The organism is Chromobacterium sp. LK1 (assembly GCF_001043555.1).
Taxonomy (GTDB): domain Bacteria; phylum Pseudomonadota; class Gammaproteobacteria; order Burkholderiales; family Chromobacteriaceae; genus Chromobacterium; species Chromobacterium aquaticum.
Genome location: NZ_LDUI01000031.1, coordinates 1 through 18,677 on the forward strand (window position 1 = coordinate 1; position 18,677 = coordinate 18,677).

At 66.3% G+C, this 18,677-nt stretch carries 12 protein-coding genes; 10 read left to right on the plus strand and 2 right to left on the minus strand.

Annotated elements, in window-relative coordinates; genetic code table 11:
* Positions 1 to 769: 769 nt before the first annotated feature.
* Positions 770 to 1,207, plus strand: coding sequence for a hypothetical protein (locus VI26_RS14030; RefSeq protein WP_048410385.1), 438 nt, complete (start codon positions 770 to 772; stop codon positions 1,205 to 1,207).
* Positions 1,208 to 1,281: 74 nt separating this feature from the next.
* Here VI26_RS14030 and VI26_RS14035 read toward each other — a convergent pair whose 3' ends face one another.
* Positions 1,282 to 2,001, minus strand: a complete 720-nt coding sequence (locus tag VI26_RS14035; protein WP_048410386.1) for a helix-turn-helix transcriptional regulator — start codon at positions 1,999 to 2,001, stop codon at positions 1,282 to 1,284.
* An 80-nt stretch (positions 2,002 to 2,081) separates the two neighbouring features.
* Between VI26_RS14035 and VI26_RS14040 the strand changes: the two genes are divergently transcribed.
* Genes VI26_RS14040 through VI26_RS14050 form a run of 3 tightly spaced genes read left to right on the plus strand, consistent with a single transcriptional unit; the run spans position 2,082 to position 4,131 of the window.
* Positions 2,082 to 2,708, plus strand: a complete 627-nt coding sequence (locus VI26_RS14040) for a DUF6058 family natural product biosynthesis protein (protein WP_048410387.1) — start codon at positions 2,082 to 2,084, stop codon at positions 2,706 to 2,708.
* Complete coding sequence (locus VI26_RS14045; protein ID WP_048410388.1) at positions 2,705 to 3,811, plus strand: hypothetical protein; 1,107 nt, start codon at positions 2,705 to 2,707, stop codon at positions 3,809 to 3,811. The genes VI26_RS14040 and VI26_RS14045 overlap by 4 nt, the downstream gene beginning before the upstream one ends.
* The gene (locus VI26_RS14050; RefSeq protein ID WP_048410389.1) at positions 3,808 to 4,131 is read left to right on the plus strand and encodes an antibiotic biosynthesis monooxygenase; all 324 of its coding nucleotides are present in this window, start codon (positions 3,808 to 3,810) and stop codon (positions 4,129 to 4,131) included. Before VI26_RS14045 ends, VI26_RS14050 begins: the two co-directional genes overlap by 4 nt.
* Before the next feature lie 276 nt (positions 4,132 to 4,407).
* Here VI26_RS14050 and VI26_RS14055 read toward each other — a convergent pair whose 3' ends face one another.
* Positions 4,408 to 5,181, minus strand: coding sequence for a class I SAM-dependent methyltransferase (locus tag VI26_RS14055; RefSeq protein WP_048410390.1), 774 nt, complete (start codon positions 5,179 to 5,181; stop codon positions 4,408 to 4,410).
* A gap of 362 nt (positions 5,182 to 5,543) precedes the next feature.
* On the opposite strand from VI26_RS14055, the gene VI26_RS14060 reads away from it, so the two are divergent.
* The 6 genes from VI26_RS14060 to VI26_RS14090 all read left to right on the plus strand — a co-directional run bounded on the left by VI26_RS14060 (position 5,544) and on the right by VI26_RS14090 (position 18,615).
* On the plus strand, positions 5,544 to 11,864 hold the full coding sequence (locus VI26_RS14060; protein ID WP_048410391.1) for a DUF4347 domain-containing protein: 6,321 nt from the start codon (positions 5,544 to 5,546) through the stop codon (positions 11,862 to 11,864).
* Positions 11,865 to 11,931: 67 nt separating this feature from the next.
* On the plus strand, positions 11,932 to 13,449 hold the full coding sequence (locus VI26_RS14065) for a TolC family protein (RefSeq protein ID WP_048410392.1): 1,518 nt from the start codon (positions 11,932 to 11,934) through the stop codon (positions 13,447 to 13,449).
* Positions 13,446 to 14,213, plus strand: a complete 768-nt coding sequence (locus VI26_RS14070) for an efflux RND transporter periplasmic adaptor subunit (protein ID WP_048410393.1) — start codon at positions 13,446 to 13,448, stop codon at positions 14,211 to 14,213. The genes VI26_RS14065 and VI26_RS14070 overlap by 4 nt, the downstream gene beginning before the upstream one ends.
* A 7-nt stretch (positions 14,214 to 14,220) precedes the next feature.
* On the plus strand, positions 14,221 to 15,552 hold the full coding sequence (locus VI26_RS14075; RefSeq protein WP_048410394.1) for an efflux RND transporter periplasmic adaptor subunit: 1,332 nt from the start codon (positions 14,221 to 14,223) through the stop codon (positions 15,550 to 15,552).
* A gap of 2 nt (positions 15,553 to 15,554) precedes the next feature.
* Positions 15,555 to 17,663 (plus strand): HlyD family efflux transporter periplasmic adaptor subunit, encoded by a 2,109-nt coding sequence (locus VI26_RS14080; RefSeq protein WP_231581027.1) that lies wholly within the window; start codon positions 15,555 to 15,557, stop codon positions 17,661 to 17,663.
* A gap of 415 nt (positions 17,664 to 18,078) precedes the next feature.
* A complete protein-coding gene (locus VI26_RS14090; protein ID WP_048410396.1) occupies positions 18,079 to 18,615 on the plus strand; it encodes a GNAT family N-acetyltransferase in 537 nt (178 codons plus the stop codon).
* Positions 18,616 to 18,677: the final 62 nt, after the last annotated feature.

Genomic DNA, 18,677 nt, shown 5'->3' on the forward strand with positions numbered 1-18,677 from the left:
TTGAATCCGCTACGCGGATAATGATTTAGGGCCGGTTCCGCCCGGCGAACGGGGAGGGGGCGGGCCGCCGCCCCCTTCCAGCCCCCCTCGTCCCCCAGGACACGAAACCCCGAAGAAAAAGAGGTCTGCAAGGCGCGGCTGAACTCGCGATTTGCTAGCGTCAAATCGCTCAAACAAAGCAGCCGCTTAAGACCTTGCAGACCTCTTTTTCTCCGGCGCGCCCCGAGGGGACACTTGGGCGCTACACAAGGTGGTCTTTTTTTGAATAAGAGGGGCGGTTTAGCGAAGTGGGTCATTCTTGTGGATAACTTGGCTCCATTGCTCTTTTCTGTGGGTAAGTCTTGTTACCTATAAAGAACGCACGTATCCGACACACCCCTGGTTCCTTCAGGCCTGCTCGCCGGGCGGAACCAGCCCTAAATCAATATCCGTGCAGCGGATTCAAAACCAGATCACTCAACAAGTAAGCCACACTCAAGCAAAGCAACCACCCCACCTTGACCCCAAGCACTCCCTCAGCAACAATCCCCCCGTTGCCGCCCACATGCGGCACACGGGATTGGCGTCTCGTTAACAAACTCGGATATAGGCCTCTGCGCATATATTCGTCATCTCTCCATGGCTGTACCTGATTGGCAGGTGCGTTGTGGGAGAGTGCCTGCACTCGCCGGTTAGTTTGTTCCGGTACGCCAATCCTGCCACGCGCCTGCCTAATTCCTCCGCTTCTCCCGGCAGGTGGTTTATCTTGTGTCACAGCAGGAGAAACACCATGCAACAAACTCACTCCTTCCCCCGCCGTCGCCGCTACAAACTGCCGGCCCACGAACAACAAGACACCCTGCTTCCCTTCGTCAGCTATCTGCCAGAACGCAGTTACCCGCATTACTGGCAAATGCCGGCCCCCAATGACGACTTTGCCGCCAATGCTGCCTATGGCCGCGAATGCGCCGGCCATTTGTTGCAATGGCTGAAGGACAACCAGCCCTATGCCGGAGGCGGCTTGCTCAGCCGCATCGCCCGAGATATCGACTTTGACGACATCGATGGCCGCGGCTACTGGATAGGCTTCTTCAATCTATTGGAACACGCGCTGTTGCTGAGCGCGCTGCACCTCAAGGTCTTCCCTTATGTGGACCATTACCACCGCACGCATGAGGGCAGGATCTGGCGCAGGCAATTGGAAGAACGCTTCGGCCGCAAGCACTAAGTCGTCACGGCGGGTAGCGCCGCCCGCCTGTTTGCCAGGTGGGTGGCGTCGTTTGGCGATGCCACCAAACCGCCTCATTCCCCTTGCAGCTGCTCGCTGCCCACCCCGCATTCCTGCTTCAAGAAGGCATAACCGGCCGGCGTGATCCGCAAGGCGCGGCTGTCGCTGCGGCGCTCGGTCAGACCGCGCTGCAAGAAGGCTTGGCACAAGGCCGCGCCCAGGCTGCCGGCGATGTGGTCGCGGCGTTCGCTCCAGTCCAGGCAGGCGCGCGCCAAGGGCCGGCGCGGGCGGGCGATGCCGGCCAGTTGAATGTCCAGCCGCGCCGCCAGCCAGTCCGCGCCGGCCGGCGTCACCGCGAACTCGCGCTCCTCGCGCCGTTGCAGCAGTTGCTGCTGTTGCAGGAAGTCGGCGACGGCGATGCCCAGCCGGCCGGCCAGGTGGTCGTAGCAGCTGCGCGCCAGGCGGATGTCGGCATTGCCCTTGGGGCGCACCGCGCTCCGGTTTTCGCCGGCGGCGGCGGACAGCGCTTCCAGCGCGTGGGCGATGGCCGGGCTGGCCAGGCCGTAATAGCGGTGGCGGCCGCGCTGTTCCACTCGCACTGCCTGGCCATGCAGCAGCTTGGCCAGATGGTTGCTGGCCGCTTGCGGCGACAGGCCGGCGGCCTGGGCCAGATCGCTGGCCGGGTAGAGGCGGCCGTCTTGCAATAGCAGCAGCATCAGCGCGCGGCCGGGGTCGGCCAGCAGGCTGGCCAGGCGGCTGATGTCGGGTATGCGGTCGTGCGGGGCTGCAAGCATGGTTCATCCTCGGCTGAAACTTTGGCGGATGCCGCCGGCTACGATAAACCCATCGTCAAGCTTGAACAAGGAGAGCGGGAGTGGAGGATTTGCTGGACTATTTGCGCCGTCATTTTCTGGCGGAACCGGAGCTGTTGGCGCGCAGCGGCGTGAGCCTGGACACCTTGCGCGCCTGGCAGCGGGCCGGCGCGGCGCCATGGCCGTCCTACCGGCTGACGCAGAGGGGGGAGGTGGCGTCCTGCATGGGCGCGGCGGCGCTGAGCGCGGAGTCGGCCTGGTATCCGCAGGGCATGTTGTGCTGGCTGGGCCAGGCGCTGGCCTTGGACGGCGAGCCGGAGCGCTTGCGCGCCTGTTTCGGCCGGCAGTGGCGCGCTGGGCTGGCGGCGCTGGAGCTGCCGCGCGCCGAGGCGGAGCCGGATTGGGAGGCGGCGTGGCGGGATTTCCTGGCCGGCGGCTACGGGGTGTGCACCCGCGCCGGCTTGCCGGGGGAGATTGCGCAGAAGGAGGCGCTGGTGTCCTTGATCGACGCGCTGACCGAGCGGCAAAGCCGACCCGCTCTGGACCCGGCCCGGCGCGAGCGCCTGGCCTGGGCGGTGACGGTGCTGGATGGGGTGGCGGCGCCGTTTGCGCCGCATGAGCGGGCGGCCAGTTCGCGTGCCCGCTGCGTGGAGCTGACGCGGCGGCTTTACCTGACGGAGGCGGCATGAGCGCCTGGCCTTTGGACCCGCTGGCGGCGGTGACTCACGCCCATCCCTATCCCTATTACCAGGATCTGGCGCAGCGGCGGCCGCTGTATTTTGACGCCGGCCTGGGCTTGTGGGTGGCGGCCGGCCACGCGGCGGCGCAGGCGGTGTTGGCCGCGCCGGAGTGCCGGGTGCGGCCGCTGGATCAGCCGGTGCCGCCGCAGTTGGGCGATGGCGGCTTGGCGCGCACGTTCTGTCTGTGGGCGCGGATGAGCGAGGCGCCGCGCCATCCGGCACTGAAGGCGGCCTTGAGCCGGGCCTTGGCGATGGCGGCGGGCGAGGAGGCCCGGCGCTTGTCGGAAAGCCTGGCGCGGGACTGGCTGATGCGCGAGCCGTTGAACGGCGAGGTGCTGGACCGGATGGCGCAGGGCCTGCCGGTGCTGACGCTGGCCGGCTTGCTGGGTCTGCCGGCGGCGGATGCGCCAGCCTTGGTCACAGCGGTGGCTGCGGTGGCGCAAGCGCTGGCGGCGGATGCCGACGCTGAAGCGCTGGTGCGCGGAGAACAGGCGTTGACGGCTTTGCAGGCGCGGGTGGCGGAGGTCTTGCCACGAGCCGGCGGCATGCTGGCTGAGCTAAGAAATGAATTGGCGCCGGATGAGGCGACGCTGACGGCGAATGTGATCGGCCTATTGTTCCAGAGCCTGGACGCCGGCGCCGGCCTGTTCGCCGCCGCGGTGTGGCATCAGGCCCAGGGCCGGCCGCTGGCGGCGGGCGCGGCGGCGGAGTGGGATGGGCTGGCCTTGCGGGACCCGGTCTTGCACAACACCCGGCGTTTCGTTGCGCGGGATTGGTCCTATGGCGGCCAGACGGTGCCGGCCGGCGCTTCGGTATTGGTGGTGTTGGCGGCGGCGGCTTTGGACCCGGCCGGGCCGGGCGAGGCCTTGATGTTCGGCGCCGGGCGGCATGCCTGCCCGGGCCGGGTGCTGGCGCTGGAGATCGCGCGCGGCGGCCTGGCGGCATTGGCGGCGGCGCGGCCGGATTGGCAAGACTTGACGGCGGCGGCGCGTTTTCGCCGGCTGCCCAACGCGCGGGTGCGCATTTATGGCAAGGAAGGGAGAGCGGGATGATTGCGGTGATTTTCGAGGTGGAGCTGGCCGAAGGCGGCCGGGACGGCTATCTGGGCTGGGCGGAGCGCCTGGGGCGGGAGCTGGCGGAGGCGGACGGTTTCCTGTCGATCGAGCGCTTCTCCAGCCTGAATCGGCCGGAGAAGATGTTGTCGCTGTCGTTCTGGCGCGATGAGGCGTCGGTGGCGGCCTGGCGGCGGCTGGAGCCACACCGCGCGGCGCAGCGGCAGGGGCGGGAGGCCTTGTTCGCCGATTACCGGCTGCGGGTGGCGGCGGTGTTGCGGGATTATGGGATGAACGAGCGGGTGCAAGCGCCCGATTAAAAGCGGCGACCAAAAACCCTGATGCGGCGTTGCGCCTCCTGGTCGTACGATTGGTACTGTAGCTTCGCAGAAACTTCGTTTTCTGCGTCGGCGCGCCTTGCCTCAGACGCAGAGCTAATTTTTGATCGCCGCTTTAAGAGCCTGTTCAAAGTCTGCTGCGCTTCGGCGATACGGCGTTGAAAACCAGCTCAAAATGCTCATGTACCACTCGTACATTCCGCTTTTTCGCTCGTTTTCGCCTTGTCTCGCTCTTGCTCGCGAGACTTTGAACAGGCTCTAAGAACGGAGAGCCTTGATCACGTAAAGATCAAAACGGGTGGACTTGCCGTCCAGCACCGCGGACGGCTTCACGCCTTCGATGGCCGCGCCCAGCCGCGGCCGCTTTACCACCACGCGGTTCTTGGCCGCGGCGATGGCGGCTTGCAGCAGCGCGGCGCTGTCCTGATCGTCGCCTATCACCTGCTGGAAGGCCTGCATGTCCTTCTTGGCGGCGGCGCTTTTCTTGTCGGTGTCCGGGAACATCGGATCGACGAACACCACGTCCGGGCGCTCGGCCTCGCTCAGGGAGGCTAGCCAGGCGATGGAGCTGGCGTGCACCAGATGCATGCGCGCGGCGATGTCGGCGGTGTCCGGGTGGGCGGCGGCGCGTTGCAGCGCGTCGGCCAGCAGCGCGGCGGCCACCGGCGAGCGTTCCACCAGGGTGACGCGGCAGCCCAGGCCGGCCAGCACGAAGCTGTCGCGGCCCAGGCCGGCGGTGGCGTCCACCACATAGGGCAGTTCCTTGGCGCCTTTCAGGCCGATGGCCTTGGCCACCGGTTGGCCGCGGCCGCCGCCCTGTTCGCGCCGATGCTTGGCCGCGCCCTCGACGAATTCCGCATACACCGCGCCGTGCTTGCCGGTGGTCAGCAGTTCCAGCCGCTCCTCGCCCAATTCCAGCCAATAGCCTTGCTCGGGCCTCTGCGTCAGCAGCGGCAGGGCAAAGCGCTCGGCCAGCGCGCGGGCGGCGTCCTGGCGCGCGGCGGCGGCGCAATACAGCGGGGTGGCGGGCATGTCGGCAAATCCTTGGTGAAAACGGCGCTGGAACGATACGGGATGGCGCGGTCCAGGGCAAGCCGGCGGCGGATTTACTGCCGATATGCATGAAATATTCGCTGAACTACGTATTTGCACTTAGCTTGCTTCGCATGAGGAACAACTATTTTTAATGAGGGAAGCATCGTTTTGGTGTTTGACAGCTTTTGTCAGCTTGCATGCTGTGCTGTTTGCTAATTTATTGTACTGATTTTGATTTATTTAATTGTCATTTATTTTTGCTTTGATTCTAGGTTTTAATCCGCTAAGCAGCTTTTTGGAAGTAGGGCGCGAGCGTGGTGCGATCTGGGCGCTGAGTTGAAATAATCCGGGAGAGCGAGATGGGATGGTGGAAATCAGCGGGGCAATCGCAAGGTAGTGACAAGAAGACGCCGGCACCCAAGCGCTCGCGCCTGTTATTGCAGGCCCTGGAGCCCAGGTTGATGTTCGACGGCGCGGTGGCGGCCACGGCCGCCACCGCCGTCGCGCATGCGGATGTGCCGCATCCGGCCGAGCGCGCCCAGCCGGATGCGCCGGCTGCGCCGCGTGAAATGCCGGCCGAGCATCTGGCCGATAAAATCGCCGCGATACTGGCGCCGGCGCAGCCTCCCAAGCAGGTGGTGTTCATCGAATCCAATGTGGTGAATTACCAGAGCCTGGTGGCGCAGGTACCGGCCGGCATGGAGGTGGTGGTGCTGGACGCCGGCAAGGACGGCCTGAGCCAGATCGCCGAGTGGGCCAAAACCCATCACGGCTATGCCGCCATCCACATCATCTCCCATGGTCAGAGCGCGGACCTGATGCTGGGCAGCAATGAGCTGACCACGACCAAGCTGGACAGCCGCCAGGCGGACCTGAAAACCATAGGCCAATCCTTGCGGCCGGACGGCGACATCCTGCTCTACGGCTGCGACATCGCCGCCGGCAGCAGCGGCGCGGCCTTCGTCAGCGCGCTGTCCCGCTATACCCATGCCGACGTGGCCGCGTCCACCGATGCCACCGGCGCGGCGAAGCTGGGCGGAGACTGGACGCTGGAACGCAGCAGCGGCCATATCGACGTGGATGCCTTGCATTTCAGCTACGACGCCCTGTTGGCGCGGCCGGTGACGGGCACCACCGATTTCAGCACCTCGGATGGCAACACCTATAACCCCTCCGGTAGTACGGTGAACGCCGGCAACCTGCAAGGCTGGGATTTTTCGCTGCAACTGGGCTCCACCAATAACGGCGGCCAGACGATTATTGTCGAAAAGGCCGGCGCGGTGACCACGGAAACGGTGGACGGCTATAGCGATGGCACCATTCCCATCTCTTATTTCAGCGTCAAGTCCAACGACAGCAGCCGCTTCACGCTGAACTCCATCGGCGTGGTGCTGAATGGCTACGATTCCGCCACCTCCGGCGGCAATCTGCAATTGGTCGGCTACATCAACGGCGTGGCGGTCAGCGGCGCGACGCTGACGCTGAACGTGGGCGATGTGCTGCAAGGCAGCGGCGGGCTGGTGACTTTCAATGTGTCCGGCAATAGCGCCTTCCAGGGCATCGATTCCTTCCGGGTGCTGGCCGCTAGCGGCCACAATGTGACCGGCATGATAGGCATAGGCGCCATCAACGCCATCAATTTCGGCTTCGCGCCGACGCTGACCGCCAGCGGCGGTTCCAGCGCCTATAGCAGCGGCACCGGTACCGCGGTGACGGTGGACGGCGGCATCACCCTGACCGACTCCGACAGCACGACCCAGGCCAGCGCCACGGTGTCCATCACCGGCAATTTCCGCAGCGGCGAGGACGTGCTGGCCTTTACCAACAACGGCAGCACCATGGGCAATATCGTCGCCAGCTACAACAGCGGCACCGGGGTGCTGACGCTGACCTCCAGCGGCGCCACGGCGACATTGGCGCAATGGCAGGCGGCCTTGCGCGCGGTCACCTATTCCGACAGCTCGCTGACGCCGAATACCGGCAACCGCACCATCAGCTTTGCCATTAACGACGGCGCGATCAACAGCAGCGCAGTGACCAAGACGGTGACGGTGGCGGCGGACGCCGCGCCGGTGATAGGCAACCTCAACGGCGACAGCTCCACCTTCACCGAGAAGGGCGGCGCGGTGAAGCTGGATACCGGCACCGCGGCCACGGTGACGGATAGCGACACCCCCAATTTCAACAGCGGCAATCTGACCGTGCACATCTCCGCCAATGGCCAGAGCAGCCAGGATGTGCTGGGCGTCGACACCAGCGGCTCGGTGACACTGTCCAGCGGCACCAGCGTGGGCAGCGTGGTGACGGTGGGCGGCGTGTCCATCGGTGTGATCGCCAGCAATGGCGACGGTGTCGGCGGCCATGATCTGATCGTCACCTTCAACAGCAACGCCACTGCGGCCCGGGTGAGCACCCTGGTGGCGGCGCTGACCTATAGCAATAGCAGCAACGATCCGAATACTTCCACCCGCACCGTCAACGTCAGTGTCAACGATGGCCGCGGCGGTACCGGCAGTAGCAATGTGACGGTGGCGGTGGCGGCGGTGAACGACGCGCCCACCACCAGCGCCACCGCCAGCAACCCGACTTTCGCGATGGGCGGCTCCGCGGTGACGGTGTTCAGCGGCGCCAGCGTCAGCGCGATTGAATCCAGCCAGAGCATCATTCTGCTGACGCTGACGGTGTCCGGCTTGCATGACGGCAGCAGCGAAATCCTGTCCATAGACGGCAGCAATGTGGCGCTGAGCAACGGTAACTCGGTCACCACCAGCGGCAATGGCCTGAGCGTGACCGTATCGCTCAGCGGCGGCACCGCCACGGTCTCCATCAGCAGCAGCGGCATCTCCGGCAGCACCGCGGCCAGCGTGATCAACGGCATCAGCTACCGCGACAGCAATGGCAGCCCCACCGCCGGCAACCGCGTGGTGACGCTGACCAGCGTCAAGGACAACGGCGGCACCAGCAATGGCGGCGTCGACACCACCACGCTGGCCTTGGCTTCCACCGTCAATGTCGCCGTGGTGCCGGTGGTGACCCCCAGCGGTGGCAGCGCAGCCTTCACCTCCGGCGACAATACCGCCTCCACTCCTGTGGCGGTGGATGGCGGTCTCACCGTCACCGACAGCGCCAGCCCGACCCTGGTCAGCGCCACCGTGTCCATCACCGGCAACTTCCAGAGCGGCGAAGACGTGTTGGCCTTCACCAATAACGGTAGCACCATGGGCAATATCGTCGCCAGCTACAACGCCGGCACCGGGGTGCTGACGCTGACCTCCAGCGGCGGCAGCGCCACGCTGGCGCAATGGCAGGCGGCGCTGCGCGCGGTGACCTATACCGACAGCGCCATCACCCCCAATACCGCCACCCGCACCGTCAGCTTCCAGGTCAATGATGGCAGCGCCAGCAGCAGCGTCGTCACCCGCGCGGTGACGGTGACCGCCACCGACCAGACCCCGATCGCCAGCGCCAGCGGCGGCAGCGCGGCCTTCACCGCCGGCGACAACACCACGTCCACCCCGGTGGCGGTGGACCCCGGTCTCACCGTCAGCGATCTGGACAACACCACGTTGGCCAGCGCCCGGGTGTCCATCAGCGGCAACTTCCAGAGCGGCGAGGACGTGCTGGCCTTCAGCAATACCAATAGCAGTCTCTATGGCAACATCGTGGCCAGCTACAATAGCGGCACCGGGGTGTTGACGCTGACCTCCAGCGGCGCCACGGCTACGCTGGCGCAATGGCAGGCGGCCTTGCGCGCCATCACCTACACCGACAGCGCCATCACCCCCAATAGCGCCACCCGCACCATCAGTTTCAGCGTCAACGACGGCAGCAAGGACAGCGCGGCGGTCACGCGCACGGTGACGGTGACGGCGACCGACCAAACGCCTATCGCCACCACCAGCGGCGGCAGCGCCGCCTTCACCGCCGGCGACAACACCACGTCCACCCCGGTGGCGGTGGATGCCGGCATCACGATCAGCGATCTGGACAACACCACGCTGGCCAGCGCCAGGGTGTCCATCAGCGGCAATTTCCAGAGCGGCCAGGATGTGCTGGCCTTCAGCAATACCAATAGCACCACCTTCGGCAACATCAGCGCCAGCTACAACAGCGGCACCGGGGTGCTGACGCTGACCTCCAGCGGCGGCACGGCGACGCTGGCGCAATGGCAGGCGGCGCTGCGCGCGGTGACCTACACCGACAGCGCGGTCACGCCCAATACCGCTACCCGCACCATCAGCTTCAGCGTCAACGACGGCAGCAAGGACAGCGCGACGGTAACGCGCACGGTGACGGTGACGGCCACGGATCAAACGCCTATCGCCACCACCACCGGCAGCGCCGGCGCCTATGTGGTGGGCGGCGCCGCCACGCCGGTGGACGGCGGCCTGACCGTGTCGGATCTGGACAACACCACCTTGGCCAGCGCCACGGTGTCCATCTCCGGCAACTTCCACAGCGGCGAGGACGTGCTGGCCTTCAGCAATACCAATAGCACCACTTTCGGCAACATCAGCGCCAGCTACAACAGCGGCACCGGGGTGCTGACGCTGACGTCCAGCGGCGCGACGGCGACGCTGGCGCAATGGCAGGCGGCGCTGCGCGCGGTCACTTACATCGATACCGCCGGCTCGCCCAACACCGCCACCCGCACCGTCAGCTTCACCGTCAACGATGGGACCAAGAACAGCGCCGCGGTCACCCGCAATATCGACATGCAGCTGATGCCGCCCAGTGTCTCCGGCCTGACCAGCGGCACCGACACCGGCAGCAGCCATAGCGACGGCGTCACCAGCAACGCCACGCCCACCGTCACCGGTACCGCGATCGCCAACAGCACGGTCCGGATCTACGTGGACGGCGTACTGATCGACAGCGTGACCGCCGACGGCAGCGGAGCATGGAGTTATAGCTTTGTGTCCAGCCTGAGTTCCGGCGCGCACGCCATCACCGCCGTGGTCAGCAGCGGCGGCGTCAGTAGCGGCCAGTCCGGCGCTTTCAATGTGGTGATAGACAATAGCGCGCCCGCGGCGCCGTCTGGCGTGGCCTTGAGCACGGCGACGGATACCGGCAGCAACCACGGCGACGGCATTACCAGCAATAATCAGCCGACGGTTACCGGCACGGCGGAAGCCAATAGCACGGTAACGGTATACGTGGACGGCACGGCGGTGGGCACGGCGACGGCGGACGGCAGCGGCGCGTGGAGTTACAACATCACCACCCCCTTGAGCGATGGCAATCACAGTATCCGCACCACGGCGACTGACCTGGCTGGCAACGCCAGTGGCCAATCGACGGCCTACATCATCACGGTGGACACCGTGGCGCCGGACAGCCCGGCCAATACCGGTCTGAGCCTAGTCACCGACAGCGGCTCCAGCAACCGCGACGGGGTCACCAATGTCAACCGCCCCAGCGTCACCGGTCTTGCAGAGGCGGGCAGCAAGGTGGCGGTGTTCATCGACGGCGTGCAAGTGGGCACAGCCACCGCCGACGGCAGTGGTGTCTGGTTGTTCAATCTGAGCCAGGCGTTGACGGATGGCAGCCACAGCGTGCGTGCCACGGCCACCGATGCGGCCGGTAATATCAGCGCGCAGTCGGCGTCGTTCACAGTTACCGTGGATACCACCGCGCCCGCTCCGCAGTCCTTCACCCGCTTGGACCCGGCTTCCAGCACCGCTAGCAGCCTGCGCTACGATCTGGTGCTGAACAAACCCATTGTCGGCCTGAGCGCCAGCGACCTGAGCGTGATCACCAGCGGCAGTGCCAACGCCAGCATCGGCAATATCGTCCGCATCAGCGACAGCCACTACGTGGTGCAGTTGACAGGGGTCGGCGGCTCGGGTTCGGTGGCGCTGGTGCTCAAGTCCGGCGCCGCGGCGGATCTGGCCGGCAATGTGACCCAGCAGCAGACGGTGGCGCCGGTTTACCAGTTGGGGGGCACGACGACAGTGACGCTCCCGCCTGCACCGCCGGCGGAAGCGCCGCCGCAGTCGAATGCGGCGCCGGTAATCAATGTCGGCCCCATCACGCCCAATATCGTGTTGGCCGCGGTGAGCAATATCGGCCGCTCCGGCGGCGTCGGCAGCCTGATGCCGGCGATGCTGAGCGGGCCGCAGACGGCGATTCCCCTTCAGATCCAGTTTGGCCAGGACCGCTTCACGTCGACGCCGACCGAAGCGTTTGGCCGCGGCAATGCCGGCCTGCCCTTCGTGTCCAGCCTGAGCGGCAGCGCCGGCGCCGCGCTGCAAGTGATGCCGGATCTGGGCGTGCGGCCGTTGCAGGCCGGGCAAAGCTTCAATTTCAGCCTGCCGCCGGGCACGGTGATCACTCGCAACGCCGACGCGCAACTGAATATCCAGGTACGCCAGAGCAATGGCCAGCCTTTGCCGGCCTGGCTGAAGTTCGACCCGCAAACGGGCCGCTTCAGCGGCACGCCGCCGGCCGGCTGGAGCCAATCGCTGTCCTTGGAAGTGACGGTCAGCGATCAGAACGGCCATCGTGGCGTCACGCACATGCAGTTGAAATCCGGTGGCGGCCAGCAGGCTGCCGCCGCGGCGGAAGACAAAGTGGCGGCATCCGGCAAGCCGGCCTTGCATGAGCAGTTCCGCCAGCACGGCAAGCCGGCCTTCGACGAGCAAGTGGCTGAATGGCTGCAGCCGGCGGACGTGGCTTGAGGCGCCGGCGGCGAGAGCGCGGACAGATCAACAACAAGTAATCCAAGTATCAGACTCAGGGGACACTATGACTCGACAATTCAAAGGGAGCGCATCCCGGGCTTATCCGGTGCTGGCGGCGCTGACCGCGCTGGCCTTGACCGGCTGCGCGGTGACGCCCACGCCGATGAGCCTGGGCGATCGCCAGGCCACGCTGGCGGCTGACCGCCAGGCCATGTTCGGCAGCCAGGAACCGCTGGCCGGGCCGGTGACCTTGCAGGAGGCGATGGCGCGCGCGCTGAAGTACAACCTGGATTACCGGGTCAAATTGATGGAAGAGGCGATGGCGCAGCGCCAGCTGGACTTGTCCAGCCTGGACATGCTGCCCAAGCTGGCGCTGGCCGCCGGCTACACCGCGCGCAACAAGGACAACGCCTCCTCGTCGCAGAACGTCGCCACCGGCGAGCAATCGCTGGTGCCGTCCATCTCCTCGGAGAAGCGCAGCCGCACCGCCGACCTCAATCTGAGCTGGAACGTCTTGGATTTCGGCGTCAGCTATTACACCGCGCAACAGCAGTCCGACCGCATGCTGATTTTGCAGCAGCGCAAGCGCAAGGTGGCGCAGCAGCTGATGCAGCAGGTGCGTGAAGCCTGGTGGCAGGCGGTGGGCGCGCAGCAGCTGGAAAGCCGCATCGATGCGCTGCTGGCCGAAACCAACCGCGCATTGGAAGACGCGCGCCAGGTGGAAAAGCAGAAACTGCGCGCGCCGCTGGAAGCGCTGAACTACCGCCGCCAACTGCTGGACGTGATCCGTCAGATGGGCATGATCCGCAATGCGCTGGCCCAGGCCAAGCCCAAGCTGGCCGCCATCATGAATGTGCAGCCGGGCACCGATTTCAAGGTGGCGGTGCCGCAGGGCCTGCCTTCGCCGGCGCTGGGACTGAAGCTGGGTCAGATGGAGGAAATGGCCTTGCTGAATCGGCCGGAGCTGAACGAGGCGCGTTACAACGAGCGCATCAGCGTCACCGAAACCCGCAAGGCCATCGCCAAGCTGCTGCCGGGCCTGGAGTTCAGCCTCGGTCAGAACTACGACAGCAATAAATTCCTGGTCAACAACTCCTGGAGCGACGCCGGCCTGCGCGTCAGCTGGAACCTGCTCAATCTGTTCAGCGCCGGCCCCATCACCAAGGCCGCCGACGCTCAGCTGCAAGTGGCCAAGGCCCAGCGCATGGCCTTGAACATGGCGGTGCTGACCCAGGTGCATGTGGCTTACCTGGACCTGCAGGGCCGCTCGCGCCAGTTCGCGCTGGAGCAGGAACTCAACGACGTGGAGCAGCGCATCTACGTGCAGAACCGCAACGCCACCGATAGCGGCGTGCAAGGCCGCCTGCCGGCTATCCTGGCCGACGCCAACGCGGTGTTCTCCACGCTGCGGCTGTATCAGAGCTATGGCGATCTGCAGAACGCCTATGGCCAGATGGGCTCCAGCCTGGGCCTGGATCCGCTGCCGGAAAGCACCGCCAGCTATGAACTGCCGGCCTTGGCCGCCGCCTTCAAGGGCGCGGAAACGCGTTGGCAGGGGCAGGTGGCGGGGAGCAAGCCATGAGGTTGACGGTACTTAGGGCCGCGGCCTGCCTGCTGGCGGCCAGTTGCGCCCAGGCGGCGACGCCGCCGGCCAAGCCCAAGCCGCTGGCCGCGCCGGTGACCAATGCCAGCGACGGCCGCATCCGCGTGCAATTGATGGCGCGCAACGCCGTCACCTTGTCCGGCGAAGTGGCCGCCAAGATCGCGGCGCTGCCGGTGCCGGAGGGCGGCAGCTTCAGCAAGGGCCAGCCGCTGGTGCAGTTCGATTGCGGCAGCTACCGCGCCCAGCTACGCAAATCCCAGGCCTCGCTGGAGGCCGCCAGCCAGTTGCTCAAGGTGAACAATCAACTGGCCAAGCTCAATTCCGCCGGCGCGCTGGATGTGGCCCAGGCTCAGGGCAAGGCCAAGGAAGCCGCCGCCGATGCCAGCTATATGCTGACCATAGTGGGCAAATGCGTGATCAGCGCGCCGTTCAACGGCCGCGTGGCGCGCCGCGTCGCCGCCGTGCATCAATACGTCAGCCCGGGCAACCCGGTGCTGGACATCGTCGATTCCGGCGCGCTGGAACTGCGCATGCTGGTGCCGTCCAAATGGTTGCCCACGCTCAAGCCCGGCAGCAAGTTCACTGTGGCGGTGGATGAGCTGGGCGCCAGCTTTCCGGCCAAGATCGAGCGCCTGGGCGCGCAAATCGACCCGGTCAGCCAGTCCATCCTCGCGGTGGGCGTCATCGAAGGCAAGGGCGCCAGCCTGCTGCCGGGGATGAGCGGCTGGGCCAGCTTCAAGTAGGCGGTGCATGGGGCACGCCGATAGAAGCCGGGAACTGGCCGGCCTGCTGCAGTTGCTGCACCGCGCGCGCGATGCCGTCAGCGCCGAGCAACTGGGTTTCATCATCGTCAACGAGAGCCAGCAATTGCTGCCCTACCGCCAGGCGGCGGTATGGCGCGAAGGCCTGCACCGCCACGTGGCGGCGCTGTCCGGCCTGGCCGAACTCGATCCCACCGCGCCGTACATGCAATGGCTGTCCCGCGTGTTCCGCCACCTGGCGGAGCCGGGCGCGCCGGACGCGGAGCAGGCCAGCCGGCTGATCGCCGCCGACGACCTGCCGCCGGCGCTGGCCGCGGAGTGGGCGTCCTGGCTGCCGGCCCATGCGCTGTGGCTGCGCCTGGGCGAACAGGGCGCCTGCCTGCTGGCGCGCGAACTGCCGTGGAGCGATTACGAGCGCAAGCTGGCGGAGGAGCTGGCGCACGGCTATGGCCATGCGTTGCTGCGCTTCGCGCCGCGCCGCGACTGGCGCGAACTGGCGCGGCAATGGCTGCGGCCCGGCCGCAAGCAGCGGCGGCTGCTCATCGCCGCGCTGCTGCTGGCCTGCATGCCGATACGCCTCAGCGTGCTGGCGCGCGGCGAGGTCGCGCCGCAGGACCCGGTGCTGCTGCGCGCGCCGCTCAGCGGCGTCATCGATCGCATCCAGGTGCAGCCCAATCAGCGCGTCAAGGCCGGCGATGCCTTGTTCGACCTGGACGCCACCTCGCTGGCCGGCCAGTTCGCGATGGCCGCGCGCGAACGCGACGCCGCGCAGGAAAGCTTCCGCGCCAGCGCCCAATTGGCGGTCACCGACGACAAGGGCAAGCTGGCGATGGCGCAGGACCGCGCCAAGCTGGAAGAAAAAAGCATCGCCGCCGAATACACCGGCCTGGAACTGCAACGGTTGCACGTCACCGCGCCCAATGCCGGCGTGGTGGTGTTCTCCGACCGCAACGACTGGCAGGGCAAGGCGGTGACGGTGGGGGAAAGGGTGATGACGCTGGCCGATCCCGCCCACGTGGAGCTGGCCGCCTGGCTGCCGGCGGCGGAAGCCATCGATGTGGCGCCCGGCGGCAAGATCACCCTCTACCCCAATGCATCGCCCACCGAATCCTACGACGCGGAAATCATCCGCGTCGCCTACAAGGCGGAAGCGGTGGAGGGCGGCCTGCTCGCCTACCGGCTGCAAGCCCGCTTCGTCGGCGGCGACAAGCCGCGGCTGGGCCAGATGGGCACCGCCCGCGTTTATGGCGACTGGGTGCCGCTGATCTATTACGCGCTGCGCCGGCCGCTGACCGCGGCGCGGCAATGGCTGGGGTGGTGAGCATGAAACCCAAAGTCTTGCCCGCATTGCGTCAGGAACTGACACTGCATCCCGGCCCGGTGCAAGCCGACGGCGCGCCCAGCTGGACCTTGCACGACCCCTGCGCCAACCGCTTCTACCAACTGGGCTGGGCCAGTTTCGAAATCCTGTCGCGCTGGCAGCTGGGCAGCGCCGAGGCGGTGTTGCAGGCGGTCAATGCCGACACCACGCTGCAGCTGAACGCGGACGATATCGACGCCGTGCTGCTGTTCCTGTCCCGTCATCAACTGCTGCAAGCCGCCAGCGCCGAGCAGAGCGCTTGGCTGTGGCAGTTGCGCGAGGGAGGGCGACCCAGCCATGCGATGTGGCTGCTGAAGAACTATCTGTTCTTCCGGGTGCCGCTGCTGCGGCCGGAAGCCTTGCTCAACCGCCTGCTGCCGTGGATCGGCTGGCTGTTCCATCCGCGCTTCTGGCTGGCGATGGGCGGGGTGCTGCTGCTGGCCCTGGCGCTGGTGTCGCGGCGCTGGGACGAATTCACCCATACCTTCTCCGCCTACGGCGGCCTCAGCGCCGCCATCGGCATCGGCTTGTCGCTGAGCCTGGCCAAGATACTGCACGAGATGGGCCACGCGCTGACCGCGCGCCATTTCGGCTGCCGGGTGCCGGCCATGGGCGTGGCCTTCCTGGTGATGATGCCGGTGCTCTATACCGATACCAACGACGCCTGGAAGCTCAACAATCGGCGCCAGCGCCTGCTGATAGGCGGCGCCGGCATGCTGGCGGAACTGGTGCTGGCGGCCTGGGCCACCTTGTTGTGGAGTTTTCTGCCGGACGGCCCCTTGCGCGCCGGCGTGTTCCTGCTGGCCACCACCACCTGGCTGGCCACGCTGGCCGTCAATGCCAGTCCCTTCATGCGTTTTGACGGTTACTTCCTGCTGGCCGACTACCTGGGCCTGCCCAATCTGCACAATCGCGCCTTCGCGCTGGCGCGCTGGCGGCTGCGCAAAACGCTGCTGGGCCTGGACGATCCGGTGCCGGAACATTTCCCGGACGCGCGGCGGCGCGGGCTGATCCTGTTCGCCTGGGCCACCTGGCTGTATCGGCTGGTGCTGTTTCTCTCCATCGCCTTCCTGGTCTACCACCTGTTCTTCAAGGCCCTGGGCATTCTGTTGCTGGCGGTGGAGCTGGGCTGGTTCATCGCCCGTCCCATCGTCGGTGAACTGATGGTGTGGTGGCAGCGCCGCGCCGATCTGCGCTGGTGCCGGCAAAGCCGCCGTAGCGCGGCGGCATTGCTGATCCTGAGCTTGGCGCTGATCCTGCCATGGCAGCGGGAAGTGGCCAGCCCGGCGGTGCTGGGCGCCTTGCAATCGCAAGGCCTGTACGCGCCGGCGGCCGGCGAGGTGGCTGAAACCCTGGTGCGCGATGGCCAAAGCGTCAAGGCCGGCCAGGTGCTGGCGCGGCTGCATTCCTCGTCGCTGGAGGCGCAATTGGCGCTGGCCAGCGTCCGCGAGCGCGACCTGGCCTGGCAGACCGCGCAGCAGCCGTTCGATCCGGAACTGCAGCAGCGCGGCCCGGCCTTGCGCAAGCAATGGCAGGTGGCGCAGGAACAAGTGGCCACGTTGCGCCAGCAGATGGCGCGCCTGACGTTGACGGCGCCGTTCGCCGGCCGCGCGGTGGATGTCAGCGACGCGCTGCGCGCCGGCACCGCGGTGGCCGAAGGCGAGCGCCTGCTGGATGTGGTGGGGCCGAATGGCGTCAAGGGCGAGGCTTTTGTCGACGAAGCCGCGCTGTCCGGCCTCAAGCCGGGCCATGTCGCCCGCTTTGTCGCAGACGGCGGAGAATGGCGCGGGGTGGAGTGCCGGCTGGGCCAGATCGACCGGCTCAATCTGCCCTTGCTGGACCAGCCCTTGCTGGCGTCCACCTATGGCGGGCCGATACCCACCGAGCAGCGCGAGCATGGCCTGGTGCCCTTGGCCGCCACTTTCCGCGTGCGGCTGGAACAATGCGAGCGCCGCGGCGCGCCGTTGCGGGAATTGGCCGGCGTGGCGCGTTTGCAGGGGGAGCGCTACAGTTTGCTGGAGCGAGGGTTGCGTCAGCTGCTGGCGGTTTTCCGCCGGGAGGGCGGGTTGTAAGAACCTGTTCAAAGTCTGCTGCGCTTCGGTGGAATAGTTAGACAAGGGCGTTGAAAACCGCTTCGAAATGCTCATGTACCGCTTGTACATTCTGCTTTCTCAGCTGTTTTCGCCTTGTCTCGCTCTTGCTCGCGAGACTTTGAACAGGCTCTAAGAAGCTGCGTACGATCTGCTGCGCGTCGGCGGAATAGTTAGACAAGGGCGTTGAAACCCGCTTCGAAATGCTCATGTACCACGTGTACATTCCGCTTTCTCCGCCGCAACGCCTTGTCTCGCCCTGGCTCGCGAGATGGTAAACATGTTTCAAGGCCGGGTTTCGCCTGATTCGCAAGACCATGCGCGCGCTTGCGCGTAGAACGAGAAGGGCGCGCCGCCGGCGCGCCTTGCAACAGGTTTTGGAAAGGAGCCGTTCACCATGTCCGCATTCTTGAATACCTCGGCGCTGGCCGACGGGCTGCGTCTGCGCCCGGCGCGCCACAATGACGAAGCCTTCATCGGCCAGCTCTACCGCAGCGCGCGTCCCGACCTGCAATTGATAGACGGCGAAGACGAGTTGATACGCACGGTGCAGGAGCAGCAATATCAGGTGCTGCAGCGCGGCGCCGGCGACAACTACCCCGACGCGATGCACTTTGTCATCGAGAAGACCGGCGCCAATATCGGCGTGGTGATGGTGGACTTCGGCCACAACGAGGTGCGCATCATCTTCCTGGCCATGGCGCCGGAGGTGCGCGGCCTGGGTTATGGCAAGGAAGTGTTGATGGGGCTGCAGCAGGCCGCCTGGCAAGTGCGCGCGCCGCTGGCGGTGGTTGTGTGGCACAGCAATGTGCAGGCGCGGCGGCTTTACCACCAGCTGGGTTTTGTGCTGGAAGAAGCCGGCGACATGGCCGACAAGCTGGTGTGGCGACCGGAGCGCCATTCGCCGCAGGGCGAGGCGCGGGTGGGCTTGTAATATTTTTGCCGGGCGCGCCGCCCGGCCGGAGTCTTTTCCTTTTTATCCGTCCGCCGGCCGCC

Excerpts from the sequence above, each read along its gene's own strand:
- VI26_RS14090 (WP_048410396.1), top strand. The coding sequence starts at position 18,079 with ATGTCCGCATTCTTGAATACCTCGGCGCTGGCCGACGGGCTGCGTCTG.
- VI26_RS14070 (WP_048410393.1), top strand. The coding sequence starts at position 13,446 with ATGAGGTTGACGGTACTTAGGGCCGCGGCCTGCCTGCTGGCGGCCAGT.
- VI26_RS14075 (WP_048410394.1), top strand. The coding sequence starts at position 14,221 with ATGGGGCACGCCGATAGAAGCCGGGAACTGGCCGGCCTGCTGCAGTTG.
- VI26_RS14080 (WP_231581027.1), top strand. The coding sequence starts at position 15,555 with ATGAAACCCAAAGTCTTGCCCGCATTGCGTCAGGAACTGACACTGCAT.
- VI26_RS14055 (WP_048410390.1), bottom strand. The coding sequence starts at position 5,181 with ATGCCCGCCACCCCGCTGTATTGCGCCGCCGCCGCGCGCCAGGACGCC.
- VI26_RS14035 (WP_048410386.1), bottom strand. The coding sequence starts at position 2,001 with ATGCTTGCAGCCCCGCACGACCGCATACCCGACATCAGCCGCCTGGCC.
- VI26_RS14060 (WP_048410391.1), top strand. The coding sequence starts at position 5,544 with ATGGGATGGTGGAAATCAGCGGGGCAATCGCAAGGTAGTGACAAGAAG.
- VI26_RS14065 (WP_048410392.1), top strand. The coding sequence starts at position 11,932 with ATGACTCGACAATTCAAAGGGAGCGCATCCCGGGCTTATCCGGTGCTG.
- VI26_RS14030 (WP_048410385.1), top strand. The coding sequence starts at position 770 with ATGCAACAAACTCACTCCTTCCCCCGCCGTCGCCGCTACAAACTGCCG.
- VI26_RS14045 (WP_048410388.1), top strand. The coding sequence starts at position 2,705 with ATGAGCGCCTGGCCTTTGGACCCGCTGGCGGCGGTGACTCACGCCCAT.
- VI26_RS14050 (WP_048410389.1), top strand. The coding sequence starts at position 3,808 with ATGATTGCGGTGATTTTCGAGGTGGAGCTGGCCGAAGGCGGCCGGGAC.